Below are 16,983 nucleotides of genomic sequence, written 5' to 3' on the forward strand. Positions count from 1 at the left end.
CAGGAGGGAAGCACAATGAGAACAATTAAGCGGTCTGCTCTATTAGCTCTACTCGCATGCACGGCATGGCTGAGCGGCTGCATGGATGTGGCGGATAAACGAACCCCAGAGCAATGGCTTTCATTATCAGCAGCAGGGCTTGCGGCAACAGATACATACAGCTTCAGCGGCTCTACTTCCATTATTGGAGCAGATGGCTGGAGCTACACGCCGCGGCGCTTCTCGGGAGAAGTGGTGAATCATGAGCAGGTCAAATCGTATGCAGCGACAGCAGCGGATCAGAGCGAATCCCGCACGCCAGCGGAGCTGCTTAAGGAGCTTCAGCAATCGACAAATAAGGTAAGTATTCAAACGGCGGCAACAGCTGAAGGGCATATCGTGCTTCAGGCAGCGGTTGACAAGATGGCAGCGAAGAGAAGGTGGGAGCAGCGCTTGACGGCAGAAATGGCGGCGCTTGCGAGTCAGGCTCCTGCAGCGGAAGGGGAGCTCCGGCAGGAATGGCTGCGCACGTATGAGACGTCTCATCAGGAACTGCAGCAAATGCTGTCCACATTAGAAGTGGATGGACAATACAAGCTGACGATCGACCGCAGCAGGCTGGTGCCGCTCCAATTGGAGGAGCAAACTATATTTGCTTATCAAAAGCAGGGCAAGAGGATCATGGAGAAGCGGACGACGAACATCTCGCTCAGCGCTTTTGACGGTTCCACCTCTCCATGAAGGATGCACGCGCCTGTTAAACATGTTACGATGGAGTTGGTAGTAATTATCAACTATAGAGAAGCAATGATTTGGAGGAGAGGTTAACATGCGCGACCCAAGAATTCAGCAGCTAGCTGCCAATTTGGCAGGCTATTCCATCGGCGTACAGCCGGGAGAAAATGTACTTATTGAAGTGATCGGCTCGGAACGCGAGCTGACGAAAGCTTTAATTGAAGAGGTGGCGAAGCTTGGCGGCAGACCTTTTGTGGAAATTACAGACCCTGCGGTGACACGCACGCTGCTGCAGAACGGAAGCAAAGAGCAAATCGAAGAGTGGACGAAATATGATTTGCAGCGCATGAAACAAATGGATGCTTATATCGGTATCCGCGCAGGTGGCAATGTCAATGAAATGAGCGACGTTCCGGAAGATAAAATGCGGCTGTATGAGCAAATTTATCGCGATGCTGTACATATGGATCAGCGGGTAAAGCGCACGCGTTGGGTCGTTATGCGTTATCCGAACGAATCGATGGCGCAGCTGGCGAAAATGAGCACGGAATCGTTTGAAGATTTTTATTTTAACGTATGTAATTTGGATTATGCGAAAATGGACAAAGCGATGGACCCGCTTCAGGCTTTGATGAACAAAACCGATCGCGTAAGAATTGTATCGCCAGGCACCGATCTCACGTTTTCCATTAAAAATATCGGTTCCAAAAAATGCTCCGGCCACCGCAACATTCCGGATGGAGAAGTATTTTCGGCTCCTGTGCGCGACTCGGTACAAGGCACCATTTCCTACAATGCATCAAGCGTGTATTCAGGCGTAACCTTCTCGGACATTTGCTTCACGTTTGAAAATGGCAAAATCGTCAAGGCGACAAGCAGCGATACAGCGCGCTTGAATGAAATTTTGGATATGGATGAGGGCGCGCGCTATATTGGCGAATTTGCAATTGGCTTTAATCCGCATATTTTGCACCCGATGAATGATACCCTATTCGATGAGAAAATTGCCGGAAGCCTGCACTTTACACCAGGCCGCGCTTATGATGAGACAGACAATGGAAATCGGTCGTCCGTTCACTGGGATCTTGTGCTCATCCAGCGTCCAGAGTATGGCGGAGGGGAAATTTATTTCGATGATGTGCTTATTCGCAAGGATGGACATTTCGTGATTCCGGAGCTTGAGGCATTAAATTCCGAAAATTTGAAATAAATGAAAAAGAAGCGTTTTACAATTTGCCTCTTGCCCGATCTTTGATTTCAGGTTATCATGATTTCGAAGGTAAGCTTTACTAATTTAATTGGAGGGGTTCCCCATGTCTAACAACGCAGCTATTGTAGAAATATCCCAAGCAGCAGGTCAATTTCGCTCATCAATCGTTCTGCAAGCAGATAACAAATATATTGATGTTAAAAGTATTTTGGGATTGTTTACTACGCTGGTAGGCGGTCATTCCTACGAGCTTCACGTCCATGGACCAGATGCTGAGGAAGCAAAAGCCGCAATGGCAGCTGTTTTCGCTAAGCATAACCTGAATATTGCGGTTGTTTCTGAATAAACAGGTTACACCAGTACATGCGCCTCTTCGCTAGCCGAAGGGGCGCTTTTCTGTTTTGTCCTTGTATATTGGCTCTTTTTCGTCTAATATAAAGGGTATAGACGACGGCGGGTACACGCATTAGGGGGGAAAACGATGTCTTCACCGGAAGTCACGGTTCAATTGCATGAGAAAGCTCTTCGTCTCCTTATGGAGGATGCGGCTAAAATAGAGAAATTGATTGAGGTTCAGATGGAGAACTTGACGACCCGTCAATGTCCGCTGTACGAGGAAGTATTGGACACGCAGATGTATGGATTCTCGCGGGAAATTGATTTTGCAGTACGCGCAGGATTGATCGCTGATCATAGCGGCAAGGAGCTGCTAAGTCGATTGGAGCGCAATCTCGCTCAGCTTTACGAAGCGTTGAATAGAAAGGAGTAGGCGTACCATGCGGCCTGCTCCTTTTTTTTGTATGTTTATTTGCTTTTTTATTTCGCGGCTTTGTCTTTGTTGTGATGGGAGTGTGTTGAAAAAGGCAGGGCGGAGCAAAAGGTTGGAAGTGAGAAGCGGCAGCGCTCACCTTTGCACTTGGATTCCCACCATTGAGATGGTGTATCAGTGAATCCAAGTGCAACAGCGATCGAACTCCAAACCTTCTGCGCATCCCAAATCCCTTTTCAGCACTATCCCGGTATTTAGCATTTTATACCAAATAAAAAGCAATGCCCAAAATACAATAAACCATTAGCAGCAGCACGCCTTCGTACCAGTTGGTCTGTCCGTCTCCCGATACCGACTTTGCGATAAAGACGGAAACCGCGATAGCGGTCAGCTCAATCGGCGTAAAAATAATATCCATCGTTTTGCCCATTAAAGCACTGGCAATAATGAGTACTGGAGCGACGAACAGGGCGATTTGCAAGCTGCTGCCGATAGCAATCTCGACGGCTGCACCGATTTTATTCCTCATTGCCAGTATAACGGCTGCGCTGTGCTCTGCGGCATTGCCGACAATGGCAATGATGAATGCACCCACGAACAGCTCAGACAGCCCAAAACGCGTTGTAAACGTATCCAGCGTGTGGACAAGCCATTCGCTAATAAAAGCGACCATAACGGTGGCGACAACGAGCATGAGGACGGAGCGGCCCTTAGACCAGGCAGGCTCTTCGCCATGATCGGCGCTCATTTCGCTGTCTTCCAGCATTTGTTTATGTGTCACCATGGAGAATAGCAGCCACAGCACGTAGGCCAAAATCAAAATGACCGCAACGGCAAGGCTCAGAAAATGATCTTTCTCCACCGTGAAATGTTCGGCTCCGACGAAGATGGCCGGCACGAACAAGCCGATGACGGCAAGCACCATAAGAGTCGAGTTATGCTGGGCAAGCTGCTGATTGAAATGCTGCTGCTTGAATTTAAGGCCGCCGGCGAGCAGGCTGAGCCCTAGCACGAGCAGCAAATTGCCGATAATGGAGCCGGTAATGCTCGCTTTTACCATGTCGAACAGCCCTTCCTTGACGAGGAAAAAAGCGATGATTAGCTCCGCGGCGTTGCCGAATGTCGCATTGAGAAAGCCGCCGAGCCGCTGACCGGCATAGTGAGCGACGCTTTCCGTCGCTTTCCCGAGGAAGCCTGCTGCGAATACAATCGCAATGGCGGAAATGGCGAATTGCAGCGTCATATCCATATGCGTGTAATGAGCAATAGCGCTAAAGGCAAACATGACGATTAATCCGGTGAAAAAAAGCTTCTGTCTCACGAGGCCACCCCTTTGTGAAAATCTGCAAACCTGTTATATAATATATCCAATTCTATTCGACAGATAACCGTTATTTTAATCGACAAAAGTTGCTTCCGGTTAAGCCATCCAGTACAATATACATATATAGCAAATGGAGGAGTGAAGAAGATGACCGAGGACCTTAAAACAGGCATTATTCGTATTTCTGATGACGTAGTAGCAACAATCGCGGGACTCGCCGCACTTGAGACTCCAGGTATAGCAGCCATGTCTGGCGGGATTTCTGAAGGGCTTGCTAAACGCCTAAGCGGGAAAAACGTTCAGAAGGGTGTTTCCGTGGAAGTCGGACAGCTCGAAGCCGCAATTGATTTGCGTATTATCGTACATTATGGCATTCCTATTCAGGAAGTATGCCGCCAGCTCCAGCTCAATGTAAGGGAATCGGTATCGAACATGACTGGTCTTCAAGTCGTTGAAGTGAATGTGAAAGTAGAAGGCGTTGTGTTTAAGGAAGAAGAAGTTTTTGAGGAAGCAGCTACTCCGCGTATAAAATAATCGGTGATTGCTTGTTCCGCATCGTGCGGCTAGAGCTGTTCATTCTGATATAACAAGACAACAATAAACAAGCTTCCGCGCCTCATAACAGGTGGGAAGCTTGTTTTAGTTTTGACGTTTGTTTTTCGGCTTTGCATTGCGATTCGCTTCTCGTGAAATACTGAGCAGTACACCAATACACATGAGGCAGGCCATAAGCGATGAACCACCAGAGCTGATGAAAGGGAGCGTTACCCCTGTCAGCGGTATAGCGCCTGTTACTCCGCCAATGTTAATGAATGCCTGGATGCTGAACAGCCCAACAATGCCGACGCCAATAATGGTGCCGTATTGATCTGAGCAGCGCAAAGCGACGATCAGGCAGCGCCATAAAAAAGCCAGAAAAAATAAAATAAAAAGCGAGGCTCCAATAAAGCCGAATTCCTCCGCGATAATGGCAAATATAAAATCATTATACGCATAGGTCAAATAATGCAGCTTTTGTACACTTTCGCCAAAGCCTGCTCCGGTCAAACCGCCATGCCCTAAAGCCTGTAAAGAGGAAACGAGCTGAAGGCCAGTATCCTGCTTGTCTGCTACAGGATCCAAAAAAGCAGTAAAGCGGGCAATTCGGTAGGACCACTTTTGCGGGCTGATCGCCATGGAAATGCTGACTACAACGGAAAGCACGAGTGTCAATAGTCCGCCAGTAACGAATACCTGCTTCAGATTTGCCCCGCCGGCCATAATCATAACGGTAGCGCAGCCTGCTAGTACCATACAGGAACCCAAATCCGGCTGCAGCATAATTAGAAAGCAGATGAAGCCTGTTACAAGGATGACGGGAACGAGACCTTTTTTGAAGTCGCGGAATTTCTCGCCTTTTTTGGAGATGAGTGCGCCCAGGTACAATATGAGCGCGAGCTTTGCAGGCTCTGTGGGCTGCACGGTAATGGGGCCAATTTTCAGCCAGCTGTGCGCGCCGTTAATGTTATCACTAGCAAAAGGAACGATAGCAAGTAAAATGACGACAGGAATAAAGAAAAGCAAAAAAGATTTTTTGTAAAATTCATAACGTATATTCATCAGTATAAGCATGAAAAATACGCCTGCCGCTGCAAAAACGGCCTGTTTTTTAACAAAGTAAAGCGGATCATTTAAATATTTTGGCGAATATAAAGCAATGCTTGAGCTCGCGCTGAATACCATCACGAGCCCAAATCCGACGAGCAGAAGCGTGAAAATAAGAAGCAGAAAATCGGGTCTGCCACGGCTGCCGTTTTGCGTTTTGCTCATACTAGTCAAGCAATTGCTTTAGTTGCTGCAATCGCTGCGTAGCTGTGTTCAAAATAGGCTGTGGCACCGGCGATTCATACTCCATACCATGCGGGAACGTTGCTCTGCCGATGTATACGGCTTCAATTGCAAGGACAGCATGTGGAGATTCCAGCTTTCCTTCAACGGCACGCGTGTTGATGCGCAGAAAGTATTCAGAGTTCGTAGCCTTATCTTCCAGCTTCAAATCATATGTAGCGCGGTAGTATTCCCACTGCCAACGAACGAAGCCGAGCTTTTCTGCCGATTCATCCAGATGGAACAGCTCGCTCTGAACACCGTTCAAACCGGTATTCTCAATAATCATGATGTTTCCTCCTCATTATTCAAAAACCAATTGTTGAACATTCATTTCTCATGATAGTATGTTTCCCCAGCCAGTGCAAGCCTTACCCACGGCGACAAAGCAATCAGAAATGAACATTCCTGCAATTAAGCTTCCTCATGTGAGCTTCGTTCTGTTAAAATAGAGTAAGTTTATACAATTAAGACGATAGGTCTGTCATTTGTGTAAAAGGTGAAGGAGGTTTGCTGTTATGTTGACCAGTGTCTATACGTTAGAAAAGCTGCAACATCTTTATCCAGAGATGGTACAGTGGCGGAGATACCTCCATCAGCATCCTGAACTATCCTTCCAAGAGGAGAAAACCTCAAGATGGATCGCAGGGAAGCTGGCGGAATTCGGCTGCGAGTTTGAGGAAGGTGTAGGCGGATATGGAATCGTTGTGACGATAAAAGGCGAACAGCCTGGGCCGGTAGTGGCTCTGCGCGCCGATATCGATGCGTTGCCGATTCAAGATGAGAAGCAGTGTGATTATGCGTCAACGGTACCCGGAATTATGCATGCCTGCGGGCACGATGGTCATACATCGTCGATGCTGGCCATAGCGAAGTTTTATCAGGAGCATCGCGGCGTTATTAAAGGCGAGCGGAGGCTATTGTTCCAGCCTGCTGAAGAAGTGACGCCGGGCGGTGCCATTCATATGATTAAGGACGGTGCGCTTGACGGCGTGGATGTCATCTATGGCATTCATCTGTGGGCCCCGCTCCCATTTGGGCAAGTATCGACAAGAGCGGGCGCTTTCATGGCCGCGGCCGATGAATTTACAATTGAAATTATCGGGCTGGGCGGACATGGCGGCATGCCGCATAAAGGAATTGATACGATTGTGGTGGGGGCCTCCCTCGTGCAGTCGATTCAATCTATCGTCAGCCGGAGCATTAATCCGCTGCACCCGTCCGTCGTTTCGATCGGTTCGTTCCAAGCGGGTACGACGAATAATGTTATTGCCGAGCGCTGTATGCTTAAAGGGACAGTCCGCTCCTTTGATGAAGAAAGCCGCCATTATATTCATGAGCGGTTGAAGCAAATGATTGACCATACTTGCCAAATGTATGGGGCCAAATACGATTATCAACTTCGCATTGGCTATCCTGCCGTTATTAATAATGAGCATGAAGCGGAGCGTTTTTTCCGTGTAGCGGAGCCGATGCTGGGAGAGGGCAATGCGGTGCGAGGCGACGAAATGATGGTAGCAGAAGATTTTTCCTACTATTTGGACAAAGTTCCCGGCTGCTTTATGATGGTAGGAGCGGGTAATGGCGAGACGTCGACTAGCTATTCCCATCACCATCCTAAGTTCGATTTCGAAGAAGGCGCTATGCTTAAATCTGCTGAGCTGCTCATACGGATGGCCGAGGATTATGTTTCAGAGCATTAGATTGTTGGAGCGATAAACTGGATGCTGCATGATCCTGTTAATAGCAGTACCATGAACGGGGAGCGTGCCACAGAAGACTGTGGCATGCTCTTTTTTTTGAAATTTATACGTTATTTCTTATAAGTCCGCTTCTGTTTTTGTGCGAAACGAGCATTGCCCTCTAAGGAAAACAGCCCTGTTTACGCTTGCATAAAATAGGGCTTATTTCCGCATACTGCTCCTTAAGGAGGCCACTATGGCCGATGAGTTGGCATCGCAGCTTTGCTAATGGCAAGCTGTATACCGACAGAGGAGGAGGGGATTTAATGCTGGAACCGCACAGCAAGCCGCTCATTGTTCAAAGCGATATGACGCTGCTGCTTAATATGAAGCAGGCCGGGGCAGAGGAGGCCGCTGAAAAGCTGCTTGCTTTAGCAGAGCTCGTCAAGCGCCCCGGCGGGTGGCATACGTACCGGATGACCGCCATGACGCTATGGCAAGCCTGCGCGTCAGGCATGGCGGCAGAGGATGTCATGGCGCTGCTGAAGAGGTATGCTGCAACCAGCATCCCGGGTTATACGGAAATGAGCATCCGCAAATGGATGGGACGTTACGGCAAGCTTCACCTTGAGCTAGTGGGAGACAAGCTTATGCTAAGCGGCAGCGCGGAGCTGCTCACGGAGCTGACTCACCATCCGGATATCGGACCGAAATTAGCAAGCGCGGAATTGGCAGCATATCTGAACGGCGAAGGAGTGGAAATTCGCCAGGAGGAGCGGGGGCTGCTCAAACAGGAACTGGCGCGGCTCGGTTATCCCGTCATCGATCAGGCGGGTTATCACGCCGGTGAGGCGCTGACGGTGCAGCTGCGCGAAGAAACGCTCCAAGGCAAGCCGTTCGGGCTGCGAGGATATCAGCAGCAGGCGGTTGATGTTTTCTGCGCCGAGGGCTCCGTGCATGGCGGCAGCGGAGTCGTCGTGCTGCCATGCGGCGCTGGCAAGACGATTGTCGGGCTGGCTGCTCTCGCAAAGCTAAGCAGTGCCACGCTGATTTTGACCTCAAGCACGACCTCGGTCAAGCAGTGGAAGCGCGAGCTGCTGGACAAAACAACGCTGCAGGGCGAGCATATCGGGGAATATGCTGGCGGGCTCAAGCAGGTGCGTCCGGTGACGATTGCCACCTATCAAATTTTGACGAGCCGCAAGGCGAAGTCGGATGCCTACCAGCATATGAATTTATTTTCCGAGCGCGACTGGGGGCTCATTATTTATGATGAGGTGCATTTGCTGCCTGCGCCCGTATTTCGAATGACGGCGGATCTTCAAGCGACGAGGCGGCTTGGTCTGACGGCAACGCTAGTACGCGAGGATGGCTGCGCGGAGGATGTTTTTTCGCTCATTGGTCCGAAGCAGTATGAATGGCTGTGGAAGGCGGTTGAAGCAGAAGGGCATATTGCGTCCGTTCATTGCACAGAAATTCGCATACCGCTGGATGAGGCTGTTCGCAAGCGTTATGCGGATGCTGCTCCACGCTCCCAATTGCGGCTCGCTGCGGAAAATCCATCGAAGGCGGATGTGATTACGGAGCTGTTAAAGCGTCATGAGGGCGTGCCAACGCTCATTATCGGGCAATATTTAGATCAGTTGCATTCGGTTGCCCAAGCGCTTGCAATTCCTGTTATAACCGGAGAGCTGGAGCAGGATAAGCGCCAACTGCTATATGATCGTTTCCGCTCTGGTGAGATTCCTGTTCTGGCTGTTTCAAAGGTTGCCAATTTTGCGGTTGATTTGCCGGATGCGGCAGTAGCCATTCAAATATCGGGCAGCTATGGCTCCAGGCAAGAGGAGGCCCAGCGCATTGGGCGTATTCTCAGACCAAAGCAAGGAAGAAACGAAGCATGGTTCTATACCGTTGTTAGCGATGGCACCAAGGAGCTCGATTTTGCCTTGCGGCGACAGCTGTTCATGGTGGAGCAGGGGTACCGCTATGCGTTGGAATCAAGGGAATAGCTTCCCTTGAAGAAGTTAAGCAAGCCGATGCAAATGATGTAGGAGGTGAAAAAATGTACGTCCACGAGCTCGCCGACAAGCTGACGGATTATCGACAGCAAACGTTTATGGAAGCGCCGATGTGGTGGTATGCGGTTAAAGAAGATAGGCTGTGGAGCGATGCTGTTAAAGATCGCCGCTCTGTGCTTGAGGCGATCCAATCGCTATCCTCTACGACGCTTGAGACGCTGAAAGCGGTCATGAAGCTTGCCGGTGCTGATCCAGCTTCTGAGGAGAGGCTGTTTCGCCTCGGCCCGAAGCTGGCGCGTATGTCCGGTGCGGAGTTTCGCTGGGCTCTAACCGAGCTGCAGCGTGGCGGGCTCGTATTTTCGGTAAGCCGCAATTGGGGCGAGCGCGTTTATTTTGTACCTCGTGACAGCTTTGCGCTGTGGCAGCAACTGCTGTTTCCCTGCCATTTGGATGGGAAGGCCATGGACACTTTGGCAGAGACAGAGGACGAGGTGCAGTTCCACGCATCTGGGAGGCTGCTGGGGCTTCAATTGCTTGATGCTTGGACGGAGCTTGCGCGAAGCGGGCTTGCGCTAACGAATAAAGGGATTTTGCCTAAAAAAATAATTGCCCGCATAGGGATCGCCGTTACGTTTACTGAGCAACATATCGCCTGCTTGAATATATCCGACGATAGGGTACGCAAATACGGGCGCAAAGCTGCCTTTATTTTGGAAACGGCTATAAGGCTTGGCTTGCTGGAGGAGGAAGAGGACAGGCTCGTATGGGTAAAGGATAAGCTAGAGCAGTGGCTGCTTTTAAACAGCCTTGCCCGTGAAGCTTGTCTGCACAGCCTCATGGTGGAACATTATTTATATAGGCAGCCGCTTTTGGCGCATGGCGCAGCCGCATTGTCTGTACTTTCTACGGGGCATTGGTATGAGGCCCGCGACTGGCTGCATCATGCGCAGAGCGATGCTGTTGCAGTTGCAGCTGGTCAATTGGATTTAGGCGATAAGCTGCTGCTGCTTGGTTGGCTGGACACGCTGCATGCTTTTGGCTGGATCGAGCGGATGGAGCTGTCTGCGGATCGCAGCTGGTTTCACTGGATGATCAATCCACAGCAGGGGCCGGACGATTGGGCAGCGCCGCTTCCAAATGAAGCTGTCATTGTACAGCCAAACGGGGAAATTATCGTACTTCCGGAATGCGACGGGCGTATTCGCTGGGAGCTGGAGCTTATGGCCGAGCGCGTAAACGAGGAACAGCTGGGGTTGTATCGACTTAGCCGCAAGTCGATCGAACGGGCAATTGCTTTTGGCAGAACGGAAGCAGCAATGCTCGCTTTTCTGGGATGGGCTTCCGGGAGCCAAGATGCAGCAGCAGAAGCAGCCCCGTTGCTGCGAGACTGGGCAAGCAAGTTGGGCCAGCTAAGCAAGCCAGTGCCTAGTGGGGGGAGCATCGGAGAAGGCAGAGATTATCCGTCCTTTCACGATAGCTCCCAGCAATCGCTTGCAGCTGGTTTCAGGCTGTATCCGGTCTATGGAATGGCTGCATCCAGAGCAGAGCAGGAGGAATGGCTTGGCCATTATGAGCTTATCCAGCATGATGAAGAACACAACCAAGGAAGCTACGCTGGGCTAAAGCAAATTCCCGCAAGCTGGCTGAACCAGCGCCGCGCCTACCATCATTCCACTAGCCGGGAGATGATGGAGCGTGCGCTGCAGTGGCAAACACCCGTCGAGCTGCTTCTGGAGGAAGGAATGGTTTCTTTTGTGCCTTGGGAGCTGCACGCTGAATCCAATAGTTGGTCAGTTTCGGGCAGCTTCTCAGGCGCGCGATATGGGGAAATCGTGAGGTTGTCCCCTGGGAGCTGGCAGGCTATGCGGCTGCTTGTTCCAGGAATTAATTTTCATACATAAAATGGTATGTACTATTTAAGCTAGTATGCTATGATAGATAAGGAAGTAAGCGAATGAGATGAGGTGGAAAAATGCCTGCTACTAAGGAGCTCTCGGCTGTTCTGCCCATACACCCTGAAGGTGCAAGCGGTGTTTCTTCGCTCGATATGGCGTCGCTGCTGCTTTGTGCTTACGAGCTGGGTGATTGGATTAATCAGTCGGCTGAAGTTGCCGAATATTTATATTGGAAAGACGCAGTCAGCGAGGATGCTGACGTTAAGGCGCTGACCAGGAAGTTCGAAAAGGCGAAAGAGCTGTTTGAGGAATGCCAGCGTTTTGGGCGTTTTCATCCTGATTTTCATGCAGCTAAAGATAAAATTAAGGCGGTTGAAGCTGAGCTCGCCCAAATCGAGGCGGTCGTTCGTTTCAAATCGGCGGAGCAGGCTGTTGATACCATGTTGTTTGAGGTATCCCGGACCATTGCAGAATCAGTATCGGATACGATTAAAGTGCCGAGCAATGAAGCAAGCGGCGGCGGTTGCGGAAGCGGCGGATCATGTGGCTGCGGAAGCGGCGGTTGCGGCTAGGCGGCTCTGCTCGGTGTGAATTTTACACAGGTGGAGGGAATAGTATTGTTACCGGAACGGACGGGTTATATTATATGGGTCAGTGACCTGAAGGCGGCAAGATCGCTTGAAAAACACGGCACCGTTCATTACATGTCGCGCAAAATGCACTATGTCGTCATTTATGTAAATGCCGAACGTGCCGAAGAAGTGCTGCGCAACATTGGACGTTTGCCTTTCGTTCGCAGAATTGAACGTTCCTTCCGGAATGAGCTGCGAACGGAATATACGAAAGACAGTGAGGACAAAACAAGATTTTACAGCATGTAGCTGCTAGAAGCGAACAGGCTGTGCGCAATAGCCCGGGTGGGGTACAATCACCCGGGCTATTTTCTTATGTCCGGCAATAAATGAGAGGAATTTTATCTAAGAGAGAAGCTAAAATAGGTTTTGGGAAAAGCAAGCGAAATGCTGGGGTTGCAAGCCTGTGGCGGGTTCTTAATCAGAACCGCATCCATAGCGGCGTCTCATCAACTGTTATTTTTAAGATTCAGCATTTTTTCTGTTGTAAATTCGGTCAATCATGGTAAAATACTTGATATAATAGTCATAAAGACCTGGTTCTTTAGGAGGGGGATTCGTGATGAAGGACAAGTTGACGAAACGATGGAGCACCTATGAAACGTTCTATGTCGATCTGGGCGATATGAAAGTTTCTGATATTGTCATTACGAATCATGCCCGTAGCCGCTGGATTGATCGAGTTGAACATGAGAAAACTGGCTATGAGGACATCGCAGAATTTTTGTGGGAATGCTTGAAGCAGGGCAGAATCGAGTCGTATTACCGCAATGAACAGGATGTTTATTTAATTGACAATGATTTGGTATTCGTAGCCGAATTTTCGCCTTCCCTGACAGATACGGACATCTTGGGGAACCCGCTGCATAAAATGATTATCGTGACGTTCCTTGGCCGAATGTCGGAGACGATGGAGCTTAGAGATTTGAAATCCTATTATTCCTGGCTGCGCCATTCCCGGCGAATGACGCTCGTTAAAAATAGCCGCAAGAAAAAATAAACCGGTCCTTATATTGATTTAAAAATGAAAGCGCATCTTCGATTCGCAAGTATGGTGAAGCAGCAGCTAGCCATGCGATGAACGAGACTTGCGCTTTTTCGTGCGTTTTGGCCTAGCCATATAGTATAATATAGGACAAGGAAAGGATGGTCGGACAGATGGCGCTTAATTTTCATCAACTGCATATTTTTTATACCGTTGCGGAACGGGGCAGTTTTTCGGCCGCGGCGCAAGCGCTCCACATGACACAGCCGGCCGTGACGATGCAGGTTCAGTCGCTGGAGGATTATTTTGGCACGAAGCTGCTGCTGCGTTCCACGAAGCGAATCGAGCTGACGGAAGCGGGGCAGGAGTTGATGCCATACGCGAGACGCAGCATTGAGCTAATTAGAGATACAGATCAAGCGATGAGCTTGTTTACGAAGCAATTAAAGGGACGGCTGCTGCTTGGAGGCAGTCTGACGATTGGAGAATACATACTGCCGAGGCTGCTAGGTCCTTTCGGGCAAGCTTATCCGGACATTGCCATCAGCATGAAGGTGATGAACACGGCGCAAATTATGGAGGATATTATAAATCATCAGCTCAATTTTGGGCTCATTGAAGCGCCGGTCAATCATCCGGATATGCAGATGGAGGCCGTCATGAGCGATGAGCTGCATCTCGTTGTGCCGCAGGGCCACCCGCTAGCGGGGCGGACGGATGTGACGCTTACAGAGGCGGCGAGCTATCCTTTTGTGCTGCGCGAGCAAGGTTCTGGAACGAGGCTTGTGATGGAGGAGCAGCTGAAGCGCAAAAATATTGATCCTTCCGATCTAAAGGTCGTCATGGATCTTGGAAGCACTGGCGCGGTAAAATGTGCGGTAGAAGCGGGCTTAGGCATTTCTTTTCTGTCCTCCTCATCGACCAAGCATGAAATTGCGCTGGGCTTATTACATAGCGTGCCGATAGTAGATACGAAGTTTAAACGGCAGTTTTATTCGATTTATTTGAAATCTGCGCTGCTGCCGATTTCTGCGGTCACTTTTTTAACGTTTCTTAGAGAAAATGATTTGAGGAAATGGCTATGAGGAGTGAAGTTATGGGGAAGGTAGATTTACATACGCATACGACGGCTTCGGACGGTACAGGCTCCCCGAGTCGCAATGTGCAGCTTGCAAAGGCAGCCGGGCTGGCTGCTATTGCGATTACCGACCATGATACGATGGCTGGAGTGGAAGAGGCGCTGGCGGAAGGTGAGCGTTTAGGCATCACGGTAGTGCCTGGAGTAGAGCTTAGTACGGTGGCAGATGGGCAGGATATTCATGTGCTTGGCTATTATGCGAATTGGCGGGATGATCTATGGCAGCAGCGCCTTACGGGGCTGCGTTCTGTTCGTGACAATCGCAATGAATTAATCGTTGCCAAGCTGGTGGAGCTGGGCCTAGACATAACGCTGGAAGAGGTTATAGCGGTTGCGCTGGAGCACTCTGGCGGTGCGGTGAGCGGGAAGACGGTAGGCCGTCCGCATATTGCGGAGCTGCTCATTCGCAAAGGAGCAGTCTCTACCATGCAGGAGGCGTTTGACCGTTATCTTGCTTCGGGAAGCGCAGCCTATGTCAATCCGCCACGCGTGCATCCGTATGAAGCGATCACCTGGATCAAGGAAGCGGGTGGCGTGAGTATACTGGCTCATCCGGGCCTATACGGCAATGACGAGCTGGTGGAGGAATTGATCCGCAGCGGCGGTGTTCAGGGCATTGAAGTATATCACTCCGATCACGGGCCGCAAGAGGAAGCAAAGTATCTACAGCTTGCCGAGCAATATGGGCTGATTGTAACCGGAGGCTCTGATTATCACGGGGAACGGGAAGGCAAGGTGTTCCACGGTGCAATTGGCAGCCGGACGGTGGATGCGGGCGTGCTGGGGAAATTGAAGCCTCGGTCTAACGACGGGAGCTCTGAATGATTGATCTTTTTAAACAAAAAGGACGTGACCAGCTGTGTTTAACAGCAAGGTCACGTCCTTTTTTATGGCGTGTAGCAAGGTCAAGTTGTGCAGTTGAGGACGGTCCTCTGAAGCCTACTGTTTTCTTAGGTGATTTTTGAAGGCAGCGCTTTGATGCGCTGTTCGTCTGTCGTTATGAAAAGCGTCTTCTGATGGTCATAGATGACGAAGCCCGGCTTGGCGCCGCTTGGCTTATGCACATGGCGAATCATCGTGTAGTCTACCGGAATCATGCTGGACGATCTCGCCTGACTGTAATGCGCCGCCAGCATAGCCGCCTCTTCAAGTGTAGCATCGCCGAAGCTGCCTCCGCGAATGACGACATGCGAACCCGGGATGTCCTTCGTATGCAGCCAAGTGTCGGAGGAAGAGGCGAGACGGTTCGTCAAATATTCGTTTTGCGTATTGTTTTTACCCACGTAAATCGCAATGTTCTCGGAAGAGGTGTAACAGAGCAGAGAAGGCTGGGCCGCCTTTTTGCGTTTCGGTCCCCGCTTGCTGCTGCGATCTCGCAGGTAGCCCTGCGCAACCAGCTCCTCGCGAATTTCCTCAGTGTCGGCAAGCGACGCATTGCCGAGCTGCTGGAGCAGAGAGGACAAATAATCAATTTCCGCCTTCGCCAGCTCCATTTGTTCGCCAACGACAGCGATGCTGTTCTTATGCTTCGTGTAGCGGCGGAAATAGCGCTGCGCATTGTCCGACGGCGTGAGCTGCGGATCAAGCTCAATCGTGACCGTCGCTTGATTTTCATCATAAAAGTTAACTAATGTCGCTTCTTTATCCCCGCGCTGGATTTGATGCATATAGGCAGTAAGAAGCTCGCCAAGGACGCGGTACTTATCGGCATCATGCGCGCCAACGAGTGTTTCTTCCAGCTTGTCGATTTTTTTAATGTTTTTGGCTTTTTCATTTTGCACAAAACGGATCAGGTCTGAGGCGCGCTGCTTCACTGTATCCCGTTCGGCTTTATCGCCATAAAAGTCCTCCAGCATTTCGCTGACGGTAGGGAAGCTTACGGTTTCCCCTTCCAAATGCGTGAGCGCTGTAACGGAAAAATAAGCTTTGCCTTTAGCGTTCGTCACGATGGCAGGCTCAAATTCGCCCCGCTTTACTTTGCCCATTAAAGCAGAGAAGCTCGGCCATAAGGCATCTGCGGAATCATTAGCGCGGTAAGCAATCTCCTTGGCAAGCAGCGGACTTAAACCGCTGAAAGCGTCTACCAGCTGCTGAAAAACGGGAGCATCCGCACGAGCTTGCTTCTCCGCTGCTGGCGTGCTGTCAGCTTCATCGCCAGCTGCTTCGGCATGAGCCGGCTCCGGCTTGTGGAGCGCCTCGTGGAACTGTTCCTCTTCATCAATGGCAAGCGGGTCAAGCTTTCCTTGGTCAGGGGGAGAGACGTAGCTGCTGCCCGGCATGACGATGCGGAAGCTGCTGATAGAAGGCGTGACATGATGAATGCCGTCATGGATGATGCCCGTAGCCGGATCAAGCAAAATAATGTTGCTGTGCCGCCCCATAATTTCAATAATAATGCGTTTCAAGGATAAATCGCCGAGCTCGTCGCGGTGCCGAATATCGATATGTATAATTCGTTCCCGTCCGATCTGGCTAATCGCTTCAATGACGCCGCCCTCGCAGTATTTGCGCAGCAGCATGCAGAACATCGGGGCTTCCATCGGATTGACGTAAGTGCCCGTCGTCCAGTGAAGCCGCGGATAGGTGGGATTGGCGGAAAGCAGCAGCTTGCCGTTCATTCCGGCTCCGCGAATGCTGAAGATGAGGTCGTTTGCTGTCGGCTGGTGAATTTTATGAATGCGGGCGCCGATGCAGCGCTGCAAATCATCTATTATTGCATGTATAACAATGCCGTCTAAGGCCATAATTCG

Annotated in this window: 17 protein-coding genes; 13 read left to right on the top strand and 4 right to left on the bottom strand. The window is 50.4% G+C overall.

From position 1 onward, the window contains the following. Window positions 1-15: 15 nt before the first annotated feature. The 4 genes from WH37_RS10835 to WH37_RS10850 all read left to right on the top strand — a co-directional run bounded on the left by WH37_RS10835 (window position 16) and on the right by WH37_RS10850 (window position 2,693). A complete protein-coding gene (locus tag WH37_RS10835) occupies window positions 16-720 on the top strand; it encodes a hypothetical protein (protein WP_046230577.1) in 705 nt (234 codons plus the stop codon). A gap of 88 nt (window positions 721-808) precedes the next feature. Beyond that, entirely contained in the window at window positions 809-1,924 is a 1,116-nt protein-coding gene (locus WH37_RS10840; RefSeq protein ID WP_046230578.1) for an aminopeptidase, read from the top strand. A 103-nt stretch (window positions 1,925-2,027) separates the two neighbouring features. Then, window positions 2,028-2,270 (top strand): HPr family phosphocarrier protein, encoded by a 243-nt coding sequence (locus WH37_RS10845; protein WP_046230579.1) that lies wholly within the window; start codon window positions 2,028-2,030, stop codon window positions 2,268-2,270. A 135-nt stretch (window positions 2,271-2,405) separates the two neighbouring features. Then, a complete protein-coding gene (locus WH37_RS10850; protein WP_046230580.1) occupies window positions 2,406-2,693 on the top strand; it encodes an Fpa/YlaN family protein in 288 nt (95 codons plus the stop codon). A 262-nt stretch (window positions 2,694-2,955) separates the two neighbouring features. On the opposite strand, the gene cax is transcribed toward WH37_RS10850, so the two are convergent. Further along, entirely contained in the window at window positions 2,956-4,014 is a 1,059-nt protein-coding gene (gene cax / locus WH37_RS10855) for a calcium/proton exchanger (protein WP_046230581.1), read from the bottom strand. Window positions 4,015-4,164: 150 nt separating this feature from the next. Between cax and WH37_RS10860 the strand changes: the two genes are divergently transcribed. Continuing rightward, window positions 4,165-4,551: an Asp23/Gls24 family envelope stress response protein gene (locus WH37_RS10860; RefSeq protein ID WP_046230582.1), complete on the top strand. Its 387-nt coding sequence runs from the start codon at window positions 4,165-4,167 to the stop codon at window positions 4,549-4,551. A gap of 105 nt (window positions 4,552-4,656) precedes the next feature. On the opposite strand, the gene ftsW is transcribed toward WH37_RS10860, so the two are convergent. Then, entirely contained in the window at window positions 4,657-5,826 is a 1,170-nt protein-coding gene (ftsW, locus tag WH37_RS10865) for a putative lipid II flippase FtsW (protein WP_046230583.1), read from the bottom strand. A 1-nt stretch (window position 5,827) separates the two neighbouring features. Beyond that, window positions 5,828-6,172: a YugN family protein gene (locus WH37_RS10870; protein WP_046230584.1), complete on the bottom strand. Its 345-nt coding sequence runs from the start codon at window positions 6,170-6,172 to the stop codon at window positions 5,828-5,830. 229 nt (window positions 6,173-6,401) lie between these two features. On the opposite strand from WH37_RS10870, the gene WH37_RS10875 reads away from it, so the two are divergent. The 8 genes from WH37_RS10875 (at window position 6,402) to WH37_RS10910 (ending at window position 15,058) form a co-directional block, all read left to right on the top strand. Further along, window positions 6,402-7,586 carry a M20 metallopeptidase family protein gene (locus tag WH37_RS10875; RefSeq protein WP_046230585.1) on the top strand — a complete coding sequence of 395 codons (1,185 nt, stop codon included), beginning with the start codon at window positions 6,402-6,404 and terminating at the stop codon, window positions 7,584-7,586. Between the two features lie 305 nt (window positions 7,587-7,891). Beyond that, a complete protein-coding gene (locus tag WH37_RS10880) occupies window positions 7,892-9,574 on the top strand; it encodes a DNA repair helicase XPB (RefSeq protein ID WP_046230827.1) in 1,683 nt (560 codons plus the stop codon). A 53-nt stretch (window positions 9,575-9,627) separates the two neighbouring features. After that, entirely contained in the window at window positions 9,628-11,484 is a 1,857-nt protein-coding gene (locus tag WH37_RS10885) for a helicase-associated domain-containing protein (protein WP_046230586.1), read from the top strand. A gap of 71 nt (window positions 11,485-11,555) precedes the next feature. Then, window positions 11,556-12,050 carry a YlbF/YmcA family competence regulator gene (locus WH37_RS10890; RefSeq protein WP_082110749.1) on the top strand — a complete coding sequence of 165 codons (495 nt, stop codon included), beginning with the start codon at window positions 11,556-11,558 and terminating at the stop codon, window positions 12,048-12,050. Window positions 12,051-12,095: 45 nt separating this feature from the next. Further along, window positions 12,096-12,359: a YlbG family protein gene (locus tag WH37_RS10895; protein ID WP_046230587.1), complete on the top strand. Its 264-nt coding sequence runs from the start codon at window positions 12,096-12,098 to the stop codon at window positions 12,357-12,359. Window positions 12,360-12,672: 313 nt separating this feature from the next. Next, the gene (locus WH37_RS10900) at window positions 12,673-13,110 is read left to right on the top strand and encodes a hypothetical protein (protein ID WP_046230588.1); all 438 of its coding nucleotides are present in this window, start codon (window positions 12,673-12,675) and stop codon (window positions 13,108-13,110) included. Between the two features lie 158 nt (window positions 13,111-13,268). Further along, window positions 13,269-14,180, top strand: coding sequence for a selenium metabolism-associated LysR family transcriptional regulator (locus WH37_RS10905; RefSeq protein ID WP_046230589.1), 912 nt, complete (start codon window positions 13,269-13,271; stop codon window positions 14,178-14,180). Between the two features lie 11 nt (window positions 14,181-14,191). Then, the gene (locus WH37_RS10910) at window positions 14,192-15,058 is read left to right on the top strand and encodes a PHP domain-containing protein (protein WP_231594188.1); all 867 of its coding nucleotides are present in this window, start codon (window positions 14,192-14,194) and stop codon (window positions 15,056-15,058) included. 125 nt (window positions 15,059-15,183) lie between these two features. On the opposite strand, the gene WH37_RS10915 is transcribed toward WH37_RS10910, so the two are convergent. Further along, on the bottom strand, window positions 15,184-16,977 hold the full coding sequence (locus WH37_RS10915; protein ID WP_046230591.1) for an Rqc2 family fibronectin-binding protein: 1,794 nt from the start codon (window positions 16,975-16,977) through the stop codon (window positions 15,184-15,186). Window positions 16,978-16,983: the final 6 nt, after the last annotated feature.

The organism is Paenibacillus algorifonticola (assembly GCF_000971975.1).
In the GTDB taxonomy this organism is placed as follows: Bacteria; Bacillota; Bacilli; order Paenibacillales; family Paenibacillaceae; genus Pristimantibacillus; species Pristimantibacillus algorifonticola.